General features: G+C 38.0%; 21 protein-coding genes. 18 read left to right on the forward strand and 3 right to left on the reverse strand.

The features are described 5' to 3' along the window. The first annotated feature begins 298 nt into the window (after window positions 1-298). The 18 genes from rpsF to AC5WOF_RS11245 all read left to right on the forward strand — a co-directional run bounded on the left by rpsF (window position 299) and on the right by AC5WOF_RS11245 (window position 18,697). On the forward strand, window positions 299-589 hold the full coding sequence (gene rpsF, locus AC5WOF_RS11160; protein WP_496050038.1) for a 30S ribosomal protein S6: 291 nt from the start codon (window positions 299-301) through the stop codon (window positions 587-589). A gap of 42 nt (window positions 590-631) precedes the next feature. Next, a complete protein-coding gene (locus AC5WOF_RS11165; protein ID WP_496050039.1) occupies window positions 632-1,096 on the forward strand; it encodes a single-stranded DNA-binding protein in 465 nt (154 codons plus the stop codon). Between the two features lie 37 nt (window positions 1,097-1,133). Then, complete coding sequence (gene rpsR / locus AC5WOF_RS11170) at window positions 1,134-1,361, forward strand: 30S ribosomal protein S18 (protein ID WP_160800395.1); 228 nt, start codon at window positions 1,134-1,136, stop codon at window positions 1,359-1,361. A gap of 260 nt (window positions 1,362-1,621) precedes the next feature. Continuing rightward, window positions 1,622-1,933: a MazG-like family protein gene (locus AC5WOF_RS11175; RefSeq protein WP_240875256.1), complete on the forward strand. Its 312-nt coding sequence runs from the start codon at window positions 1,622-1,624 to the stop codon at window positions 1,931-1,933. 429 nt (window positions 1,934-2,362) lie between these two features. Further along, entirely contained in the window at window positions 2,363-4,315 is a 1,953-nt protein-coding gene (locus AC5WOF_RS11180) for a DHH family phosphoesterase (RefSeq protein WP_496050040.1), read from the forward strand. Between the two features lies 1 nt (window position 4,316). Next, entirely contained in the window at window positions 4,317-4,772 is a 456-nt protein-coding gene (gene rplI, locus AC5WOF_RS11185) for a 50S ribosomal protein L9 (RefSeq protein ID WP_496050041.1), read from the forward strand. A gap of 30 nt (window positions 4,773-4,802) precedes the next feature. After that, window positions 4,803-6,140 (forward strand): replicative DNA helicase, encoded by a 1,338-nt coding sequence (gene dnaB, locus AC5WOF_RS11190; protein ID WP_496050042.1) that lies wholly within the window; start codon window positions 4,803-4,805, stop codon window positions 6,138-6,140. A gap of 204 nt (window positions 6,141-6,344) precedes the next feature. Next, the gene (locus tag AC5WOF_RS11195; protein ID WP_496050043.1) at window positions 6,345-7,631 is read left to right on the forward strand and encodes an adenylosuccinate synthase; all 1,287 of its coding nucleotides are present in this window, start codon (window positions 6,345-6,347) and stop codon (window positions 7,629-7,631) included. 199 nt (window positions 7,632-7,830) lie between these two features. Beyond that, the gene (locus AC5WOF_RS11200; protein ID WP_496050044.1) at window positions 7,831-8,118 is read left to right on the forward strand and encodes a pilin; all 288 of its coding nucleotides are present in this window, start codon (window positions 7,831-7,833) and stop codon (window positions 8,116-8,118) included. 14 nt (window positions 8,119-8,132) lie between these two features. Further along, window positions 8,133-8,474, forward strand: coding sequence for a hypothetical protein (locus AC5WOF_RS11205; RefSeq protein WP_496050045.1), 342 nt, complete (start codon window positions 8,133-8,135; stop codon window positions 8,472-8,474). After that, a complete protein-coding gene (locus AC5WOF_RS11210; protein ID WP_496050046.1) occupies window positions 8,474-9,118 on the forward strand; it encodes a TraC-like domain-containing protein in 645 nt (214 codons plus the stop codon). The genes AC5WOF_RS11205 and AC5WOF_RS11210 overlap by 1 nt, the downstream gene beginning before the upstream one ends. Window positions 9,119-9,120: 2 nt before the next feature. Further along, the gene (locus AC5WOF_RS11215) at window positions 9,121-10,998 is read left to right on the forward strand and encodes a VirB4 family type IV secretion system protein (protein WP_496050047.1); all 1,878 of its coding nucleotides are present in this window, start codon (window positions 9,121-9,123) and stop codon (window positions 10,996-10,998) included. A 59-nt stretch (window positions 10,999-11,057) separates the two neighbouring features. Continuing rightward, the gene (locus tag AC5WOF_RS11220; protein WP_496050048.1) at window positions 11,058-12,338 is read left to right on the forward strand and encodes a conjugal transfer protein TrbL family protein; all 1,281 of its coding nucleotides are present in this window, start codon (window positions 11,058-11,060) and stop codon (window positions 12,336-12,338) included. Window positions 12,339-12,410: 72 nt separating this feature from the next. Beyond that, window positions 12,411-14,342, forward strand: coding sequence for a VirD4-like conjugal transfer protein, CD1115 family (locus AC5WOF_RS11225; RefSeq protein ID WP_496050049.1), 1,932 nt, complete (start codon window positions 12,411-12,413; stop codon window positions 14,340-14,342). Between the two features lie 28 nt (window positions 14,343-14,370). Next, the gene (locus tag AC5WOF_RS11230; protein WP_496050050.1) at window positions 14,371-15,189 is read left to right on the forward strand and encodes a hypothetical protein; all 819 of its coding nucleotides are present in this window, start codon (window positions 14,371-14,373) and stop codon (window positions 15,187-15,189) included. A 40-nt stretch (window positions 15,190-15,229) separates the two neighbouring features. Then, window positions 15,230-15,679, forward strand: a complete 450-nt coding sequence (locus AC5WOF_RS11235) for a hypothetical protein (RefSeq protein WP_496050051.1) — start codon at window positions 15,230-15,232, stop codon at window positions 15,677-15,679. Window positions 15,680-15,747: 68 nt separating this feature from the next. Then, window positions 15,748-17,061, forward strand: a complete 1,314-nt coding sequence (locus AC5WOF_RS11240; RefSeq protein WP_496050052.1) for a hypothetical protein — start codon at window positions 15,748-15,750, stop codon at window positions 17,059-17,061. A gap of 346 nt (window positions 17,062-17,407) precedes the next feature. Continuing rightward, complete coding sequence (locus AC5WOF_RS11245; RefSeq protein ID WP_496050053.1) at window positions 17,408-18,697, forward strand: hypothetical protein; 1,290 nt, start codon at window positions 17,408-17,410, stop codon at window positions 18,695-18,697. Between the two features lie 5 nt (window positions 18,698-18,702). Here AC5WOF_RS11245 and rlmH read toward each other — a convergent pair whose 3' ends face one another. The 3 genes from rlmH to AC5WOF_RS11260 form a co-directional block, all read right to left on the reverse strand. Continuing rightward, window positions 18,703-19,164, reverse strand: coding sequence for a 23S rRNA (pseudouridine(1915)-N(3))-methyltransferase RlmH (gene rlmH / locus AC5WOF_RS11250; RefSeq protein ID WP_496050054.1), 462 nt, complete (start codon window positions 19,162-19,164; stop codon window positions 18,703-18,705). Continuing rightward, on the reverse strand, window positions 19,154-19,336 hold the full coding sequence (locus AC5WOF_RS11255) for a CxxH/CxxC protein (RefSeq protein ID WP_496050055.1): 183 nt from the start codon (window positions 19,334-19,336) through the stop codon (window positions 19,154-19,156). Before AC5WOF_RS11255 ends, rlmH begins: the two co-directional genes overlap by 11 nt. A gap of 177 nt (window positions 19,337-19,513) precedes the next feature. Further along, on the reverse strand, window positions 19,514-20,701 hold the full coding sequence (locus tag AC5WOF_RS11260; protein ID WP_496050056.1) for a S1C family serine protease: 1,188 nt from the start codon (window positions 20,699-20,701) through the stop codon (window positions 19,514-19,516). Window positions 20,702-20,776 lie beyond the last annotated feature (75 nt).

Below are 20,776 nucleotides of genomic sequence, written 5' to 3' on the forward strand. Positions count from 1 at the left end.
GAGTGATGAATGATCTAATTATGACAGTATACGAAAATGCGTGAAATCTTTGGTGATTGAGGAGACAAATGATAACAGCTCGTTCTAATCGTTAACAAACTCTTATGAAAAAAGGGTTGCATTATTCCTTTTACTTGTGTAGTGTAGAACATACGATCGGCGTAAAGCTGATCCATTTAAAAGGATAACCTTCCTTGCTTTTACTAGAGTCATTTGCTAGAATAGGTTATTGTGTGAGTATAGCTCACTCCTTGCTCTATGTCTTCATAGGGCCGTTAGTCCAAAGGGAGGTGTAATTATGTCAAAGTATGAGCTGATGTTTATCGTACGTCCAGATGTGGACGAAGCTGCTCTTACCTCTACCCGTGAACGAGTACAATCCATTGTAAACGATATGGGTGGACAGGTAGATGAAGTGAAAGATATGGGAAAACGTCGTTTAGCTTATTTGATTGATAACCATCGTGAAGGTTTCTATACCGTTACGACGTTCCAATCAAACGCTGATGCAGTGCAAGAAGTTGAACGTGTATTGAACATCAATGACAGTGTAATGAGATATCTGACCATTAATTTGGATCAAAAATAGAGAATGTGAGACCGATCATCATGCAAAAGGGAGAGGTTGCTAGTGCTTAATAGGGTCGTTCTAGTTGGTAGGCTGACACGTGATCCTGAACTTCGGTATACTGCGAATGGTGGCACAGCTATCGCAAGATTTACGCTTGCTGTAGACCGCAATTATACGAACCAGCAAGGAGAACGAGAAGCCGATTTTATTTTCATTTCTGTATGGCGGGGTTTAGCTGAAAATTGTGCGAAGTATTTACACAAAGGTTCCTTAGTTGCGTTAGAGGGTCGTTTGCAAGTTCGAAGCTATGAAAACCAAGAAGGTCGTACTGCCTGGTCTACGGAAGTAGTAGCAGACCAAGTGAAATTTTTGGATTCCAAAAACAGTCAAAACAACGATAATAACTTTGGCGATAACAACATGGGATACAGCAACCAAAACCAGCAGAACAAACAGCCCAACCAAGACCCATTTCAAAGTGTTGGTAAACCTATCGATTTGTCTGATGATGATCTTCCTTTTTAAGTGAAAACGGAAATGAAAAGAAAAGGAGGGACCTGTGATGGCTCGTCGTCGTGGACATAAACGTCGTAAAGTTTGTTTCTTTACGGTGAACAAAATCTCCTACATCGACTACAAAGATGTAGATTTGCTTCGTAAGTTTGTAAGTGAACGTGGTAAAATCTTGCCTCGTCGTGTAACTGGAACTAGCTCGAAATATCAACGTCAGTTGACTCATGCAATCAAACGTGCTCGTCAAATGGCATTGCTTCCATATACAAACGACTAGAAAACAGAAAACTGCGGACCAATAGGTCGGCAGTTTTTCTTTTAAGCGGATTTGTCCAACAAAGGTAATCACAGTTTGATTTTTTGTCATTCTAAGGAAATATTGTTTTTTGAAGTTTTTAACCTCAAAATTCCCCCTTGAGAGATAAGAAGAGCTACTCTATTCCATAATTTATTTTCTAATCATGTACATGAAATGCCCTGTCAGGAAGGAATTACCAATAGTTTTGTGGAAATCTCTCCTAGATAGGAGGGATCAAGGTGTCTCGACCAGAGCGGGGTATGCAATTTGCGAAAAATATTCGTGTTATAGATTGGTTAAAAACGGAAGTGTTGGATCAAATCTCTAACTTATTTAAAGGTTTGCACCATGCTAATCAAAATATGATAATAGATAGCTTATCTAGTTTGCTTGTCACTATTTATGTATTAGCGCGACGTATGGGTTTACCTTTTAGAGAATTGGATCAAGCAGTGACAACAAAACTTAGGGAACATGTATCAGAAGGGCATCAATTGGAGCAATGGTATGGGGATTTATCTACATTAGATGAATATATAACAAAGCGATGATGCTATAATCAAAACCTATATCCTCTGTTTCAGAAATTTTATTGGTCTATTTCATCTTTTTTACGCCTCATAATGATCACGCTATGTTTTCAATTGATCTTCATGCAATATGAATTGGTACATGTTCCCTTTTTTCTCATCTGAAGACACCATTAATGGTTACTCTCTAAGAGGTTCTTTTTTGGTAATTATTGGATTTTTCGTTTTGAAGTATACCTTCATTCATTTATCAGACAGGGTTAACTTACCTTAGAGAATCAACGAACCACAGCCCGCATGCTAGTAAGTACATGTATGAACTCAAAAAGTGTATGCTCTTTGACAATACGATAAAGTTTTTCGGCGATAGTTGATCAGACGTATATCTGGGGTAGAATATACATATATAGTTCCATGGATATCTCATTTATCCGTTGGTGAGGGAATACAATGCCGAAATTTGTTACTACTAGATGGCGTGGATTAGTCATAATCTGTGCTCTGTTATGGATAGTTTGGACCAGTTATCTTTGGTGGTCAAATAGATGGTTGATGATCATTTTCGTTGCGATAAGTTTTGTTGTTCTTGTCGCAAGTATATTTATTACTGAATCGATATTTCAAAAACGATTTCGATCTTATACGGAAAATTTAGTAGATCAGTTAGACCGTTCTAGCAAGTTGGCTTTGTCCAAGTTACCTATTGGTGTGTTTCTTTATGATGAAGAAAATAAGATTGCTTGGCATAATTCATATATTCAAGATATGTTTGGTGATCGAGATTTGATAGATCAACCGATATCGGATATTTTCCCCACACCTGAGGCGCCGACCGCTGGCGCGTTTTCCTTAATTATGGGAGATCGCTCGTATCAATTTACCCATTACCCCGAACATCGCTTATACATGATTCAAGATGTTACTCCGCTTGCTACCTTGCATAAGCGAATTGAGTTGGAGCGAACAGTCTTAGGGTTTTTACAATTGGATAATTATGATGAAGCCGGGCAAGGATTATCGGATCAAGAAGAAGCAGAGCTTCAGGCAAATATCTTAAATACCATCACTACTTGGGCGAAACGATATGATATTGCGCTTAAACGGATTGATACAGATAAAATGTTTGTAGTGACGAATCAACAAACATTGGAGCAGTTAATTCAAAATCGATTTGATATTTTAGATTTGGTTCGGGAACAGACTAGACAACATAAGATTCCGATCACGTTGAGTATTGGAATTACCAGTGTAGGTGTCAATATGGTAGACCGCTCGAATCACGCTCAAGCAGCACTCCAGATTGCTCTAGCACGTGGAGGAGATCAAGCGGCTGTCCAAGGGAAAGAACGTGTGAAGTTTTTTGGTGGAAAGACAAATGCAATGGAGAAAAGAACCCGTGTACGAGCTCGTGTGATCTCTGGTTCACTCTCCAAACTGATAGATGATAGTCGGCAAGTATTGGTGATGGGACATCGTGATCCTGATATGGATGCCTTGGGTGCAGCTATCGGGATGCTTCGGTTTGCTTCGTTGCATAGTCGTTCTGCTTTTATGGTAGTAGATCGCCCAGATATGACAACTCAGCGTTTGATGAGGGAATTAGAGCAGCATGACTTAGCTGAAAATTTAGTGACAGCAGCAGAAGCATTAGAAGTAATTGAAGAACCAGGCACATTATTGATCTTAGTTGACACGAATAAACCTTCTTTTGTTATCGAACCAGAAGTGATCAAGCGTGCAGAGAAAATTGTCGTTATTGATCATCATCGACGAGGTGAAGAGTACATTGAAGATGCTGTACTCAGTTATATTGAGCCATACGCGTCCTCTACTTGTGAACTAGTAACAGAGTTACTACAATACCAAGATGATCTTACATTAGACCCATTAGAGTCGACCGCCCTATTAGCTGGGATTGTGGTGGATACCAAAAATTTTACAGCAAGGGCTGGCTCTCGAACTTTTGAAGCTGCTTCTTTTCTCAGGAGGCATGGCGCTGATCTATTTTTGGTTCAATCCCTGCTTCGTGAAGATTTATCTTCGTTGATGAATCGTTCTGAATTATTGCAGCATACCAAAACAGTATTGGATCGATATGCAATTGTTGTTGGGGAAGAAGATAAGTATTATGATCAAATAACGATTGCTCAAACAGCAGATGCTTTGGTAAATCTGCATGGAGTAGAAGCATCTTTCGTTATTGCTCGTCGAGATGATAAAATGGTGGCTATCAGCGCAAGATCAGCAGGTAAATTAAACGTACAAGTAATTATGGAAGAGATGGGTGGCGGAGGCCATCTTACCAATGCTGCTTGTCAATTGAAAGGTGTCAGCTTGGAACAAGCAGAATCCAATCTGATTTTACATCTAGAAGATATGCTAAACAGCGAAGGGGAGACGTAAGTTGAAAGTTATTTTATTGCAAGATGTAAAAGGTACTGGTAAAAAGGGAGAGATTAAAGAAGTAGCAGAAGGATATGGTCGGAATTTCCTACTTCCACGTAAACTCGCTGTAGCGGCTTCTGGTGGAAATATGAACTCGCTAAAAGAACAACAACGACTAGATGAAGAAAAACAGAAGCGAGAATTAGCGGAAGCGAATGAACTGAGCGAACAAATCGCGGCACATACTTTACAGATTGAAGCAAAAGCCGGTAAGGACGGCCGCTTATTTGGAGCAATAACTTCTAAACAAATCAGTAAAGCCTTTAAAGATGCATTTCAAATCGAAATTGATAAAAAGAAAATAGCATTAAAAGAGCCAATCAAACTAGCTGGATTCGTAAAAATTCCTGTTAAATTACATCCAAAAGTAACGACTACCCTGACAGTCCAAATTGTTGTTGTAGAAGGAAAGTAAATGAGGGGTATCTTAAGGGGTACTTAATAGATGAATGATTTAATGACAGATCGCCTGCCTCCGCAAAATATAGAGGCGGAACAAGCAGTACTTGGAGCCATTCTTCTTAATCCCGATGTACTCACCAATGTAAATGAAAGTATTAGAGCAGAAGATTTTTATCGGCAGGGACATCAACGACTTTTTCAAGTAATGAATGAGTTAGCCGAAAAGCGGGAACCTATCGATCTAGTTACGCTGACAGCTCTTCTGCAAGATAAAAATTTATTAGAAGAGGTGGGGGGAGTTAGCTATTTAACAGAAATAGCTGCACTTGTCCCTGCTATTTCTAATGTTGATTACTATGCGAAAATCGTTGAAACCAAATCGATGCAAAGAACCCTGATCCGGACTGCTTCCGAGATCATTGGTGATGCTTACACGAGTGAAGAAGATATAACAGGTATTATGGAATCAGCCGAAAAGAAGATTTTGGATATTGCGAAGAGAAGAATAAAAGGTTCTTTTGCATCGATTAAAGATGTCTTGGTAGAATCTTATGAGCAAATAGAAGCCCTTCATTATAATAAGGGGGGACTAAAAGGTTTATCTACTGGGTTCATTGATTTGGACAAGATGACATCTGGATTTCAAAAATCTGATCTAATCATTGTAGCAGCTCGCCCTAGTATGGGGAAAACAGCATTTGCGTTAAATGTTGCTCAAAATGTGGCAACCAGAACAGGAGAAACAGTAGCTATATTTAGTTTGGAGATGTCCTCTCCTCAGTTGGTCATGAGGATGATCGCTTCAGAAGGAAATATAGATGCACAAGCTTTTCGAACGGGGAATTTAAATGAGGAAGACTGGGAAAAACTAACGATGTCGATTGGGACATTGAATGAAGCGTCTATTTTTATAGATGATACTCCTGGTATCACCATTTTTGATATTCGTGCAAAACTCCGCAGACTTCAAGCAGAACATGGACTTGGTTTGGTTATGATTGATTATCTCCAACTCATTTCAGGGAGAGGGATCGATAGTCGTCAACAGGAGATATCGGAAATATCTCGATCACTTAAGTTGATGGCGAGAGAGTTTAACGTGCCAATTATCGCTTTGTCCCAGTTATCTCGTGCTGTAGAACAAAGACAAGATAAACGCCCTATGTTATCTGACCTGCGTGAATCTGGTTCTATTGAGCAGGATGCAGATATGGTTGCGTTTTTATATCGAGATGATTACTACAATGAAGAATCTGAGAAAAAGAATATAGCAGAGATTATCATCGGCAAACAGAGAAATGGACCTGTTGGTCGTGTTGAGTTATTGTTCTTAAAAAACTATAATAAATTTTTATCTCTGGAGCTCCGACCGCCTAAATAACGAATATATTGCCAATCATTTTGGTTAATGTTCGTTTTTTTATTTGACATGTCTTTGTTCAACCTATAGAATGTACATGGTTTGGTAGTTAAGCATGTATAAGATCTTTTCTGATCAAAATAAGATGAAAACTTTTTACACTTGCCTAGCAGGGTAATAGCATGCAACTTTTTACATGAAAAAGATGAATCCTGGAGGGATTATATGTCTACCGTAGTCGTTGTTGGAACACAGTGGGGAGACGAAGGAAAAGGCAAAATAACCGATTTTTTAGCAGAAAAAGCAGAAACTGTAGCAAGATATCAAGGTGGCAACAATGCAGGGCATACTATCGTGTTTGGTGGAACACGTTATAAATTGCATATGATTCCCTCTGGTATATTTTATGATGATAAAAAATGTGTATTAGGCAATGGAATGGTGATCCATCCTCTTGCGTTAGTAGAAGAATTGGATTACTTAGAAAAACATAATGTGAATCTAGACAACTTGCGGATTTCTGACCGTGCTCATCTGATTATGCCTTACCACATCAAGCTGGATTTGGCAGAAGAAGCACAAAAAGGAACCGATAAAATTGGAACGACAGGGAAAGGAATAGGCCCTGCGTATATGGATAAAGCAGCGCGAGTTGGTATCCGAGTTGCTGATCTATTGACACCTGAGATTTTTGCAGATAAATTGCGCCGTAATTTAGAGCAAAAAAATCGGTTGTTGGAACAGCTCTACCATCAAGAAGGATTACAGTTTGACGATATTTACAATACTTATATGGCAATAGTCGATCGTATTCGCCCATATGTAACGGATACATCTGTTTTTCTAAACAATGCAATTGATCAAGGTAGAAGAGTATTGTTTGAAGGTGCTCAAGGTGTCATGTTGGATATCGATCAAGGAACGTATCCTTTTGTAACTTCCTCTAACCCTGTTGCAGGTGGTGTTTGCATCGGTTCAGGAGTAGGCCCGACAAAAATTCACCAAGTCATTGGAGTTGCAAAAGCATATACGTCTCGTGTTGGAGATGGCCCATTTCCTACCGAATTACATGATGAAGTAGGAAACCAAATTCGCGAGGTTGGCCGAGAGTATGGTACTACGACAGGAAGACCACGACGTGTTGGCTGGTTTGATTCTGTTGTTGTACGCCATGCGCGCCGCGTGAGTGGAATCACTGGTCTATCTCTTAATTCCCTTGATGTATTGACTGGTTTACCAACCGTCAAAATCTGTACAGCATATAGTTACAAAGGGCAGGTTATTGAAAACTATCCAGCAGACCTCAGCCTATTAGCAGAGTGCGAACCCGTTTTTGAGGAGCTTCCAGGTTGGACAGAAGACATCACCGGTGCCCGTTCTTTGCATGAGCTCCCATTAGCAACTCAGCACTACGTTGAGCGGATCACACAATTAACTGGTATCCCACTGACCATTTTCTCAGTAGGACCGGATCGTGATCAGACAATTCAAGTAAGACCTGCATATGTATAGAACAGTTCCTCCTTATCCTCTGATGCAAATCAGAGGATTTTTTTATGGGCAGGATTCTTTCTATTTAAAATACATGATTATAAGAGTAAATGTAAAGAAGAATAATTTATGAAAAATAATAACAATTAAGTAAAATGGAAAACAAATTAATTTATAATAGAAGGTGTGATAATTCGAAAAAAAAGGACTGAAATTTTTTATGAAGTGGCAAATCTATCATTTTCTTGCAGCCAAAAAACCTCCAGCTGCTAACGACCCATTTACGAAGATCTCTAAATTCTTAACCAATAATGTCATTGATGGGTTACTCAGTATTGCAACCCCGATAGCAACACTTGCTTTTATAGGACTGGGGATTGCTTCTATGTTAGCTTCAGATGAACATGCTCGTGCAAAATTAAAAACAGGAATGTGGTGGGTTGGAGCAGCAGCAGCTCTGTGCTTTATGGCTAAGAGTATCGTTAGTTGGTTAGATGGTGCTTTCTAGAAAAGGAGAACGGAATGGCAGCAGAAAGAAAGCGATTTTTAATACCAAATCAAATTAGTAAATCATTTCATATTTGGCGGGGAATTACATTACGAGAAGGTTTAATTTTATTGCCACTCGGTCTTTTAGGATACCTTTGTTATCAATATTTTGTCCCTAATAGTTGGGATTTATCTTATCGCTTATTTTTTGCATTGCTCCCTGTTACTTTAGGAGGGGCAATGTTATTTGTTCGCCCTATTCCAGAACGAAAAAATATCGCTCTCTATCAACAACTTATATGGAGAATTCGTTTTAATCGACGGCAACGAGTCTACCCATTTTCAAAAGGAAAGATGAGAGGAGTGGGAGAATAGTGCGAACTGCACAAGAGCTTATCCCTATAAAGGGCATCTACAATGAAATGATTGAAACCGCAGATAAGAGATTGATTAAAGTTTTATCTGTAAGTGCTGTGAATACACATCTGATGTCCTATGCAGAAGAGAAAGAAGTACTGGAAGGCTATGAATCATTTTTACGGGGATTGAGAAAGCCGATACAAATAGCTAGGGTAGCTGAACCAATGGATTTAAAAGAGTATATTCTCCAGTTAAAAGATAAGTTGAGACGGTTGGTAAACCCTTATAAAAAAGAAATGTTATCTAGCTATATTCAATATGCAAAAGCATTACAAGAAGATAGAGATATGATTCGCCGAAGCCGATATGTTATTTTAGATGAGCCATTTTCTACTGAGAACGCAAAAGAAGAAGCTATGGAAAAACTGAAACTTCGTACAAGAGATATAAAGTTAGCTTTAGAAGAAATGCTTTATCGACACAAATTGCAAGTGAAAGAATTATGGAATCATGAGTTAGCTAAATATATTCATATGTTCTTTGATTATGAAAATGCTCAGTTAGCAGTTGGTAGCTATGAAAAAGAATATCCCTATATTATTGGACAAGGAAATCTAATGAAGGCCGTTGAGCAATATAAAAAGCGGGAGGAGGAATAGAATTGTTTACCCGTTTTTTTAAAAAGCCGAAACAAAAGGAAGAGTCAGATATAGAACAAAGCGTTACAGAGATTAACTCTATGCTCGATCTCTTTTCTCCGGACAGTATTGAAGAAAGTGCCAACTATTTACGGTTGGGTGGGAACTATGTTCGTACTTTAGTAGTTTCTCACTTCGCTAACCAAGTAGAAGCTGGTTTTCTGGAGAAATTACATACCATCTCTTCTAATGTTTCTGTGATTCATCACATAGAACCTACTCCATCCGGGGAAATGATTAAATCATTAAATCGTGCAGTTATTGAATATAAAACCCGCCTGCAAGAACCTCGATTAAGACCTGTAGATCAGATCACAATTGAGAACGACCTGCAAGATGCAGAAATCCTCTTACAAAATCTCGTAAATGGATCAAGCGAAATGTTTGTAGAGCATATGTTAGTTCATATTCAAGCAGATACCTTAGAGAAGCTCAATACTATTACCCATCAAGTAAAAACACAGATGAGTAAATCAATCAAACTACTCACTCCTCATTTTCGGATGTTAGAAGCATTTCAAAGTGTTCTCCCTGTGCGATCTCATCGTGTACCAGAGATGACCTATCGAAACTTTGACAGCGAGTCTATTTCTTCATTATTCCCATTTGATGAATGTGAAATTGTCAGTGAGAAAGGAATTATCAAAGGGAAAAACTTAAAAACCAATAGCATCGTATTGGTCGATCATGATGAATTATTAAACCGCAATGAAGTCGTGATTGCAACAAGTGGTGGAGGGAAGTCCACCTATCTCTTTGGTGATATGATGCGTCGCTGGATGCAGGGTACTACGATCCGAATTGTAGATCCAAAAGGGGAGTTTGGTGAGAAAGCTCGAAAACTTGGTGGAGAATGGATCAAAATATCACCAATGAATGATAACGTCATCAATCCTTTTGAGATCATGAACGCAACGATTGCTACAGATGAAACCGGCCAGCCGTTAGAAGCATCCCTTTTGCATCAAAAGATTTCACGTTTAAAGACAATGTTTACATTGATGTATAAAGATTTAAAAGAACAGCAAGTAGGAATGGCTCTGTTAGAAAAAGTGTTGGTTGAAGTTTATCGAGATAAGGGAATAACGTGGGAGACCAACTTTAAAACCAAACAGAGTTCGGATTACCCGACTATAAAAGATTTACATCAGAAGATAGATTTGTTAATGCATACAGAAGAGCAATATACACCTTTAGCTGGTTTTTACCAAGTATTGTATCCTTACGTGGAAGGTTCATACTCCAAAGCGTTTAATGGAATTACCAATGTGGACTTATCAAACGATTTAATTGTGTTTGATTTATTTGACCTGCGTAACGAAGGCGATTTACAGCAGGTTGCCATGTATAACATCCTCACCTTTTTGTGGGATGATGTCACGATGGACAAGAAGAAAATCCACCAGATTTTCGTCGATGAAGCCCATATTCTCTCAGATCCAAAAAATCCACTAGCAATGGAATTTCTTGCTTCTATGTATAAGCTAATTCGTTCTTTCTCCGGCGGTGTTACATCCGCTACCCAGCAAGTAGGAGATTTTTTAAGTGCTGTTGAAGGATCGCGAAATTATGGAGAAGCTGTGATCTTAAATTCTGTTACCAAACTATACTTGCCGATGGTGCAGGAAGAGATGAACAGCATCCGAGAAAGAACATCCGAAAGCTTTTCCGAGGAAGAACAGCGCTTACTTGTGATCCAAGATGCAGATAAACACCAAAATGCAGGAAAAGGCATCTATGTGGTAGGGAGTAAGAAAGTCCACCTTCAAGTCGAACTTACCCCAGCAGAATTAAAACTTTGGGATGTTAATTGGTACGAAAAGAAATATGGCGGGAGATAAAGAAGTCCTTTAGATGGATGAACACAGTCCAAGGAAAAAGGATGTGAGTTGATAAAAACATGTATAAAACGTATATAAACTTTTTCTTGCTTCTTTGTATAAGTTTCTTAGTTGTAAATTTTTTCACGGTAGAATCTTCGTTTGCTGACCCTGTGAAACAAGCTGAGGATAAAGCAGAAGATGCTAAGCAAAAAGTAGAAGATGCTAGGCAAGCAAAGGAAGACGCTAAGAATAATGCGGATAATGCTAGATCAAAAGCAGATGAAGCTGGGGTAGATGTAAGATACGCTAAGAGAATCTTGGATGAAGCTAAGAAAGATAAAGAAGACCCAGAAGATATACAAGATAAAAATAATGAATGGATAGAAGCAGATAAAGAATGGAAGACAGCAGATACAGAAGCAAAGAAAGCAGAAGGAGCATATAAAAAAGCAAAAAAAGCATGGGAAAAAGCAAAAACGGAATCGCAAAAAGCAGATAAAGCATTGAAAGCGGCAGAAGAAGAGTATAAAGATTGTGATTGGGAAATGATTGGGTGTCAGATAAAGAAATCCATGTACCATCAATCTAGATCTATTATTAAAGAGGCTAGTTCTGTTCTGAATAAAATTTTATTTAATGGCACAGTTCTTGATAGTGACACATTCAAGTATTACTCTGTAGGTTTTCGAAATGTTTCCTGGACTTTCCTGCTTCTATTTCTTTCGTATCAAGCCATTCGTATTTTGTCGTTGTATGCAATCCAAGAAAATCAGTCACAACTGATGCCCTTATTACGTAAAGTGATTTTTGCAGCAGCAATGCTAGGAACATTACCTTGGATATTTGAAAAACTAGTTGAACTAAATAAAGAAATTGTAACAACAATAGTAGGTGGTATAACAATATACGATAAGATGTATTATTTAGTAGCAGCTTCAGGACTTCTAATCCTCAACTATAATATCGTATTATTTTTAATTGCAATTATTGCTATTGCCTTTGTGATTTTCTGTTTCCAAACGGTTATACGTTATGCAGAAATAGTACTATTAATTGTCATTGGTCCTATTGCGATAGCAACTAGTTTAAATGAGGAGTTTAATTTATTTCCTAGTTGGTGGAAGCATCTACTCGCAGTAATATTTACTCAGTCTATACAAATATTGATCCTTGTTATGGGACTTAAAATGCTCGTACCAACTAAAGAAGGTGTAGTTATGAGCATAGTAAATTATTTTTTAAGTGTTGGATTCTTTATTTTATTAATTAGAACTCCTAAATTTTTGAAAGAATGGATGCATTCAACAGGAGCATCAAAAATAACGAATTTCGTTACTTCTGTCTTTACCAAAATTTAATAAAGTTGAGGATGATGTGATATTCAACTCAAACAATATATTCGTCCTTTCATTGGAGCTTTACTCCTAGCATTGCTAGGAGTTCTTCTCATCGATATAGTTCTTGCGGTCATCTTAGTAGCCATTCCCACTGGAATGCTTAAAGATACCGTTGATTGGGCGAATTTATCAGAGATTATCAGTAAAGCTATTTCCCTTGATCTTTTTATCAAGTTTCAAGTGATTGTTCTCTTTTTATTCTGCTTTTTTACTTATAAAACCTTTTTGTTCTTATCAGGAAAAAGATATAAACAAGCGGCATCTTATGGGGCTCATGGTACTTCCCGTTTTGCCAAGAAATCGGAATTGATGAATGACCGCTACTTTGCTAGAAATACGTGGAAAAAAAGTGCACAGGAAAATTTGCAGAATCCATCTGGAATCATGCTAGGACTCCTTGGAAACAGACCTCTTATTTTACCAGAAGAGACAATAATACCAAATCGCAATGTTTTTATTGTTGGTTCACCAGGATCAGGAAAAACGCAATCTTATCTCTTAACCAACCTTATTCATGAACAGGAACGCTCGATTGTGGTCACCGACCCGAAAGGGGAAATCTATGAGGCGACCGCGAAATTAAAACAAGAACAAGGTTATGAAGTTCACTTGGTTAATTTTTTGGAAATGAATCTCAGTGACCGCTACAATCCACTTGATTACATTACAAAAGAGATTGAGGCTGAACAAGTAGCGACTACCATCGTAGCTAATTCCGGGGATAAAAGTAATTCGGAAAATGATTTTTGGACGAGATCAGAGATTGCTTTGTTAAAAACACTACTCTTATATGTTCGTTATGAGTGTCCCGAAGAGGCCAACCTCGCCAAAGTGAAGGAAATCCTTACAGTGCAAGGACGTACTCCCAAAAAGTTGGATCAGTTTTTTGGAAAGTTGCCTCCTGATCACCCTGCATATCAATCCTATCTCATCGTTCGTATGGCGGAAGACAAGACAAGGGCAAGTATTTTTATCTCCTTGGGGATTACCTTATCGAAGTTTGACGCATCTGATGTCCGCAAGTTTACAGAGAAAAGTGATTTTTCCCTCGATGATCTAGGGAAGAAAAAGATGGTGATCTATTGTATCCTGCCGATTGCAGATGCGACATGGGAACCTTTAACCTCTACTTTTTTCACGCAATTGTTCCAACGTCTTTACTATGTAGCAGATCACAATTATAACAAGCTGCCTGTAAAAGTTAACTTTCTGCTCGACGAATTTGTAAATATCGGGAAAATCCCAAGGTTTGAACAAATATTAGCGACATGCCGCAGTTATGGTATCAGTATAAGTACCATTGTGCAATCGATGGGGCAGCTAGTCGATCAGTATACGAAAGAAAAAGCAGAAGGAATTATTGGAAACTGTAGCCTGCGGTATCTCCTTGGAGTAGATGATAAGATGACTGCGGAATACTTCTCTGAATTGATCGGGAAAACAACGATTCAGACCAAATCCACTTCCAAAACACAAGGGAAAGAAAAGAATTCTTCCTTATCCGAACAGTATGGGGAACGAATGTTGATTACACCTGATGAGCTTTCTCGAATGGGCCGAGATGAGGGAATGTTACTAATCTCAGGAATGTATCCAGCAAAATTACGAAAAGTGTACCAATGGGAGTTTTTTAAAGGTATCTTACATGAATATAATCGACAAAGTCGTTTTGACTACAGAGTACCAATGGCTTTTGAAGTGGGAGCTACACCAGATTCCGTACAAAAGGAAGAATCAAAAGAAGAAACAGTCAACACACAACAAGAGCAAAACACGGACACCAACCTTCTTCAGGCAGTGGAGCAGCTGGAAAGTCGTCTTCGTGCGAATTTATCGGCAGAATTGGCAAAAGAGCTAGATGATCAATTGGCAAAGTTATCACCAACTGCTCCCAATTACTCAGAACAAAAATTCGATTTGTTACGTGCGTTTTTTATGGATATGCAACAAAAAAGCGTGGATTAAAAAGCCTTTTCCAAAGGGGGACTTAGGCTTGGATGAATACCAAGAAATAGATGATCTGCTCAAAGCAATTGACAGACAACAGCGAGTTACTAAATTAGAACAGCGGATACGGCGAAACCTCAAACCTGAACAAGAAGCTTTACTTGATCAAAAACTAAAAGAGATCGGTGCGGTTGCAAGCCCAGCTTCCTCAGAAGATATAGAAGATCATACAGATCAAATAAGGGAAGTATTGAAACAATTTATGGTTCATGTGGAAGAAAATATTCCCGATGCTACCCCAGAAGACTTGGAAAACTTCTTTTTCAAAGTTGCACTTAACGACACAGGTCTTACTGGCAGATATGAAGAGGAGCAGCGAGACAGAGAATACATCCGGGCAAGAATGAAGGATTTAAGAGGAGAAGAACGCTCAAAAGTAGAGGAGTATCTAGCTGGTGAGCATCAATTTGTACCGAAAAAAGAGGCGGAAATAGAAGAAGGATTTTTCAATTGTTCTTATAGCAAAGTCGAAGATGAGCACGGATATTGGCACTTTGTCTACAACGATAAACAAAAGCTGATCTCTTATCAAGAGATCGAAGAACAATTACAATACCTTTATCATAAAAGAATGGAACTTTTAAAAGAAGAAATCTTAATGGGAACCGAAAAAGCAGAAGTAGAAAAAATTCTCGCATCAGCAGGATATATCCCATTAGGAGAATTAGAACGGCTAAATGAAAGAACGACAGTTCAAAAATATGGTCTGAACAGAGGCGGTAAAGATATCTTTATCTACCGTATCATGTACAATTCCAAAGATGAAATTAAGCAAAAACGCTTTGTTCGCAGAGATGAGATTTAAATTAGTAATGAAAACCATAGAAAAAGAAAGGATGAGAGCTTTGTCCGATATGATTGGGGCGCCGAGGCATTATGTGGAGGAAATGTTGGGTAGGAAGTCTTTATCACTAAAAAAAGAAGTGAAAGATGGAGATAGGACCGTCTGTTATTATGGAAGATCATTGGAAGAAGAAGGTCATTGGGAGTATATCTATGACAAACATGGTTCTTTAGTAAGCTATCAAGAATTGGAATATGTTTTAGCAAAGCAGTTTAAAAGAAGAATGATACGAGATTTAGAAAAACACATATTAATAGGTGAAGGCAAGCAAGAAACAGAGGATAAAATAGAAAATATTCTCTTTTTGGATTCCATTGGAAATGAGAAAATAACGGACACAGGAACTTCTCAGGTATATGGAATGAAGAATTATGGTGTAGATCAATCTATAATCATTGTTTACTATGACAAAAATGGATTGGTATTAGATCGGAAATATATTAGAGATTAAAAGAAGTACTATAGAAATAGTAAAAAAGGATAGGCTAATAGAAAGTCACTAGTTCTATCCTTTCTAAATTGTATAGTAAAGGAGTATTTAATATTAATTATTTATTATCAGACAATATGATGAATAGAATTTTGTTTAGCAAAAAAAATATGGTATTGTCTCGAGGGAAGTTCAAAGATTTTGGTAAACCTACAGTTAAGAAGAGAAGTACTTCTACACTAAAGAGCATTAATTCAAAAGAAATTTTGGCATCAAAAAATATTTTGGGAAAATTTAAAGAGATTAAATCTATTGTAGAAGGTGTTGATTCATTAAAAGGGATTGCAAGGTTAAATGAAATCTCTAGAGATGATGTGTTCGCTGAAAAAATAAAAGAGCAAATGGAACTCAACGGAAATTGTATAGAGTATATAAAAGATGACATGGAAAAACTAGGACGTATAAATAATGAAGAAGTAATTGACTTACGGAGTCGAATTGATATGGCTAAATCCGAGGTAAAGCAGCTAAAATTATCGTCAAGTAAAATAGCTACAATAATTAAAGATATATACGATACCCCTGAAACTTATTTCAAATTCGCGCGCTCCGCAGAGGTAAAAAGAGAAGGATTTACCGCTAATCATTTCTCAGAAGCTTTAGAAAAGGCTGGTTATAGTAAAGATGAATTAACGAAGTTGATGAGTCTAATTCACTTACCAGCTTGTTGTATGACAGATCAAGAGTGGAAGTTTATAAAGGAAGCACGAGAAAAGATACCACCTTTACAGGAAGGGGTAAGAGTTTTCCATGAGTTAGAAAAAGATAGTTACTTAGGAACATCGAAAGAGAGGAATTTCGATGGTATCGTAGGTTTTGTTGCTGATCCTCGCCTCTATCAAGATAACTTTACGAAAGAGGAACTCATCTACAGTGTTCTAAGGTTGGATTTTGAAGGATCAGATCATCTGGATGGAGATGATACAAAGATGTATGCTGTATATTTTTCAGGTCCAGATGTAGGTGAAAAAAGTAAAGTTCCATTTCAACGAGAGATCACAGTAAACGAGAAAGGTGAAGTTTCAGATAACGTACCTTACAATCCATTTACAGGGAATGGTTTTACTTCTGCAAGAAATAATATGATTATTCCAGAATATCAAATTTCTTATAAAGATCGGGTGCTTTTTCAAAACTGCGATGTGTTGCTAGGTCATTTTGATAAAAAGAGTCAGTTTCAACCACAGTTAGTCTATGTCGATGGGAAATGGAAAAACATAGACGATATTTTCAAAGCAAATGAGGAATTACAGGCGACTGATCGAAGCTTGGAAAGGCAGCAACCAAGAGATCACTTAGAGATAGATGCAAAAGATATCCCTTGGGATGGGGTGGAAAGATAATAAATGAAGTAATGAGAAGAAAGGGAGATTATTTTTAATAGGTACTCTACTTGAGCAAAAATAGATACAAAAAATACCAAGCGAAGATATGCGCCTCAGACAAGGGCACAAGTCTCGCTACGTCACTTCGTTCCTAGTCTCGCTTTGCACGGCTGAAGCGTCCTTTGTTGCTCTTTACAACAGACGCGGAAGACGTGCATATTGGAACCTACGGTTCCAAAGTACTACTTTTTGGGGTGGATTAGCGGATTTGGAATGAAATGTTAGTGAATTTGCTCATCTGGAGTAGGTATATATTCCTTTACAAAGGAATGAAATCACCAATGTTTTGGCAGAGGAGTTACATATGAAACGAATACAGTGTGAAGATGGAACATTTGTATTAGATGGCAATCAAGTCCGCTATGAGTTGCCAATATCAAAAGTGCGGATACATAGTTATGAAGAGTATAGTGAGGCTGTGCCAGATGTAGACTGTGCAGTGCCGTTTACATTTGAAAGTGCTATGCAAGAAGGGGTATTTCGGGTTTTTTTTGAAATAGACCCAGGCTATATGCCATTGGAGAAATTTCGTTTAGCCAATAATGTTGCCGAGATCGTGACACAGTTAATATTTCTCGGTCAATATTTTGAGAGACAAGAAGAAGTATATACCTTCTATCAGCCAATCAATATTGTAATTGGCCCCTCAAATGAGGTGAAAGTTTTGTTTCGCGGGGTTCAGGGGCTGTTTCCAGACCGTGAACCTGATGTGATATTGGAATCCATCAAACAGCTCATTTTTTATTTGCTGACAGATAATATGTCTTTTGGAGAAATAAAGAGATGGGGAAAAGAAGTAGGCGCAAAGATCCATCCTGCGTATTCCCATATTGGAAAAAAATTAGCAAAGGCATCGACTTGGTTTGAACTAGAAAATATTGATTATACCAATCGTATAGCGATCGAGGATCAAGCAAAGCCCAAAAAGAAATGGAGCTTGATTCCTACAAAACCAAGGCAAGTCTTACCTTCTGTCTCTAATCAAAATGGAAATGGTGCTAAAAAAAAGAAAATAGTGATCCAACCGAAATGGATTGCCATAACGTTTGGTGTACTCGCCCTTCTCACCCCCTTTTTGTTGCCTAAGCAAAAGATTAATCATGCAGACCCTGTTCCAAATCAACAACAACAAACAGCTCTTTTGCAAAATGGCGTCCGATATGCTGCTACAGGCAAATATCAAGCTGCTGAAAAGATATTTAAACAGCTAAATTTTTCTTCTTTGTCTTCAGAGGATAAAAAAGTAGTTTTGTATACATATGTGAGAACAGGGCAGATTCAAAAAGCATTAGATTTAGATTCAACATACGCTCAAAGCATTGTTCAGTATTTGGAGGAGAGGGATCAATTAAAAAAACTTCTGCCAATCAAGAGTAACTCCGTCATCATTCAATTTGAGCAAGCGGTTTATAAAAGAGAAAACAAGACAATTCTTGAGCTATATAGGCAAGTACCGGTTAATGTTCGAATAGGAAAAGCAATCATTCGAGCTTATGCAAGTGAAGGCCGCCTTCAAGAAGCAATGGATTTTGCTAAAAGCACAAACCAAGAAAAAATCATAAATTATGCAAAGCAAAAAACTGGCCTCAACTAATAAACTTACTTGTGATAATTTTCCCCTCGAATAATCTTAAATCCTCGATAAATTTGTTCCAGCAAAAATACACGCATCAATTGATGAGGAAATGTCAATTTGGAAAAAGAGAGCTGTAGGTTTGCTTTTTGTATCACTTCAGAAGATAAGCCATCGGAACCGCCAATAATAAAGGTAAGATGGCTATTTCCATATGTTCCTAAATGGTTTATTTTCTCAGCGAACTGCTCGGAAGAGAAGCTTTTCCCCTCGATACTTAAGACAATGACAAAAGTATCATCTGAAATTTTCTTGATGATTTTTTCTCCTTCTTTTTGTTTTCTTGTGGTAATGCTCCCCTTATTCTCTTCTTCGATTTCAAAAATAGTAAGTTTCGTATAAGCTTGTAACCTTTTCTGATACTCTGCACAAGCGTCTTTCAAGTATTTTTCCTTTACATTTCCTACTGCGATGATATTAATCTGCAAGGTTTGATTCCTCCGTCTCTTCTTCTACTGTTAGAAAATAAGCAGCAGGTTGTTTGCACCAGTCACAACTTTTATGGTCGTCCGAATCAATTACTTCCATCGTTGGAGCTACTGCGTATTTGTCGATAAAATCTTCCATTACATAGTCGATATGTTCCTTGCAGGCATACATTTCTATCCACATCCTCTAAAGAAAACTTGCCGACTGCCAGCCTTTCAAGGCGCAGACAGAGGCCTAGTTGCACTTGATTTATTGATTTATATTTTCTTATCTACTATAAAAATAATGCTCCGCTATATAGCGAAGCATTGTTTATGATAAATCTTTTTGGTTGTCTTGTCTATTTCATCAAGGCCCTTCTGCAAGAGTTACAGATACGGTAGATTTTTTTCCACTACGATAAATTGTCAGCGTAACTTTATCCCCGATCTTCTTTGTATACAGATATTTACGCAGTTCAGAGCTATTGGCGATAGATTGTTTATCGATTGCTACAATTACATCACGTGATTTCAATCCGGCTTTGGAAGCGGGAGTGTTTGCATCAACTGTTTTGATTAAAACACCGGTTTGTACAGATTGAGGAAGTTTTAATTCATCCCATGCAGAAGGTAACATTTCTTGTAAATCATAAAGTTGAACGCCTAAGTATGGTCTAGGTACATGCCCTAATTTGATCAGTTGTTGAATGACAGGTTGAGCGTCATTAACAGGAATAGCAAATCCAAGTCCTTCTACTCCACTTTCGGCGATTTTTAAGCTATTGATACCAATGACTTGACCAGCTGCATTTACCAAAGCCCCCCCACTATTTCCGGGGTTAATCGCTGCATCTGTCTGAATAACATCGGTAGCATTTGTTTCCGTTACATCAATTGTGCGTTTCGGTGAACTGATTACACCTACGGTTACAGATTGGGAAAACTGAGGTCCAAGTGGATTCCCAATGGCTATCGCAGGTTCTCCAGCCTGCAAGGTGTCAGAGTTTCCAAACTGAGCGACTTCGGTTACACCTGCTGAATCAATTTGCAGGACAGCTAAATCTGTAATTTGGTCATAACCTAAAACCTTTGCTGGTACTGTTTTAGATTTATCGTTGCTCAATGGAATGACAACCTGTACTTTTTTGTTCCCTTCAATTACATGGAAATTCGTTACAACTAAGGCCTTCCCATCGGATTTTTGAAAGATAATCCCGGAACCTGTTCCTTGTTTTACATTTTCGGTACTAAAAGGATCATCAGAGCTACCGAGATTTTCAACTCCAACAACTGCTGACCGTACTTTGTTTACTGCTTCTGTAATCTGTGAGTTGACTTTGACACTCGTTGTTTTACTGGGGGTATATTGTGTAGTTGTATTCTGATTTTGCCCGAGTGAGTTATCAAAGTATCCTATTCGTGCTAGTAAAGGCACGAATAAAAGTGTAATCAGTCCACCGATAATCGCCGAGACGATACATAAAAACACAAGAGATCGACGACGTGGACGCGGTCCATGACTATTACCGTAATATTGGTCATTATAGTACCCCATAGGATTTCCCCCTCGAGATCATTTATTGAAAGTCCACGGTTTGAATCATGTGATGAATGGATTGAGTGCGTTAAC

The sequence above is a fragment of the Shimazuella sp. NTD250 genome, assembly GCF_059510375.1.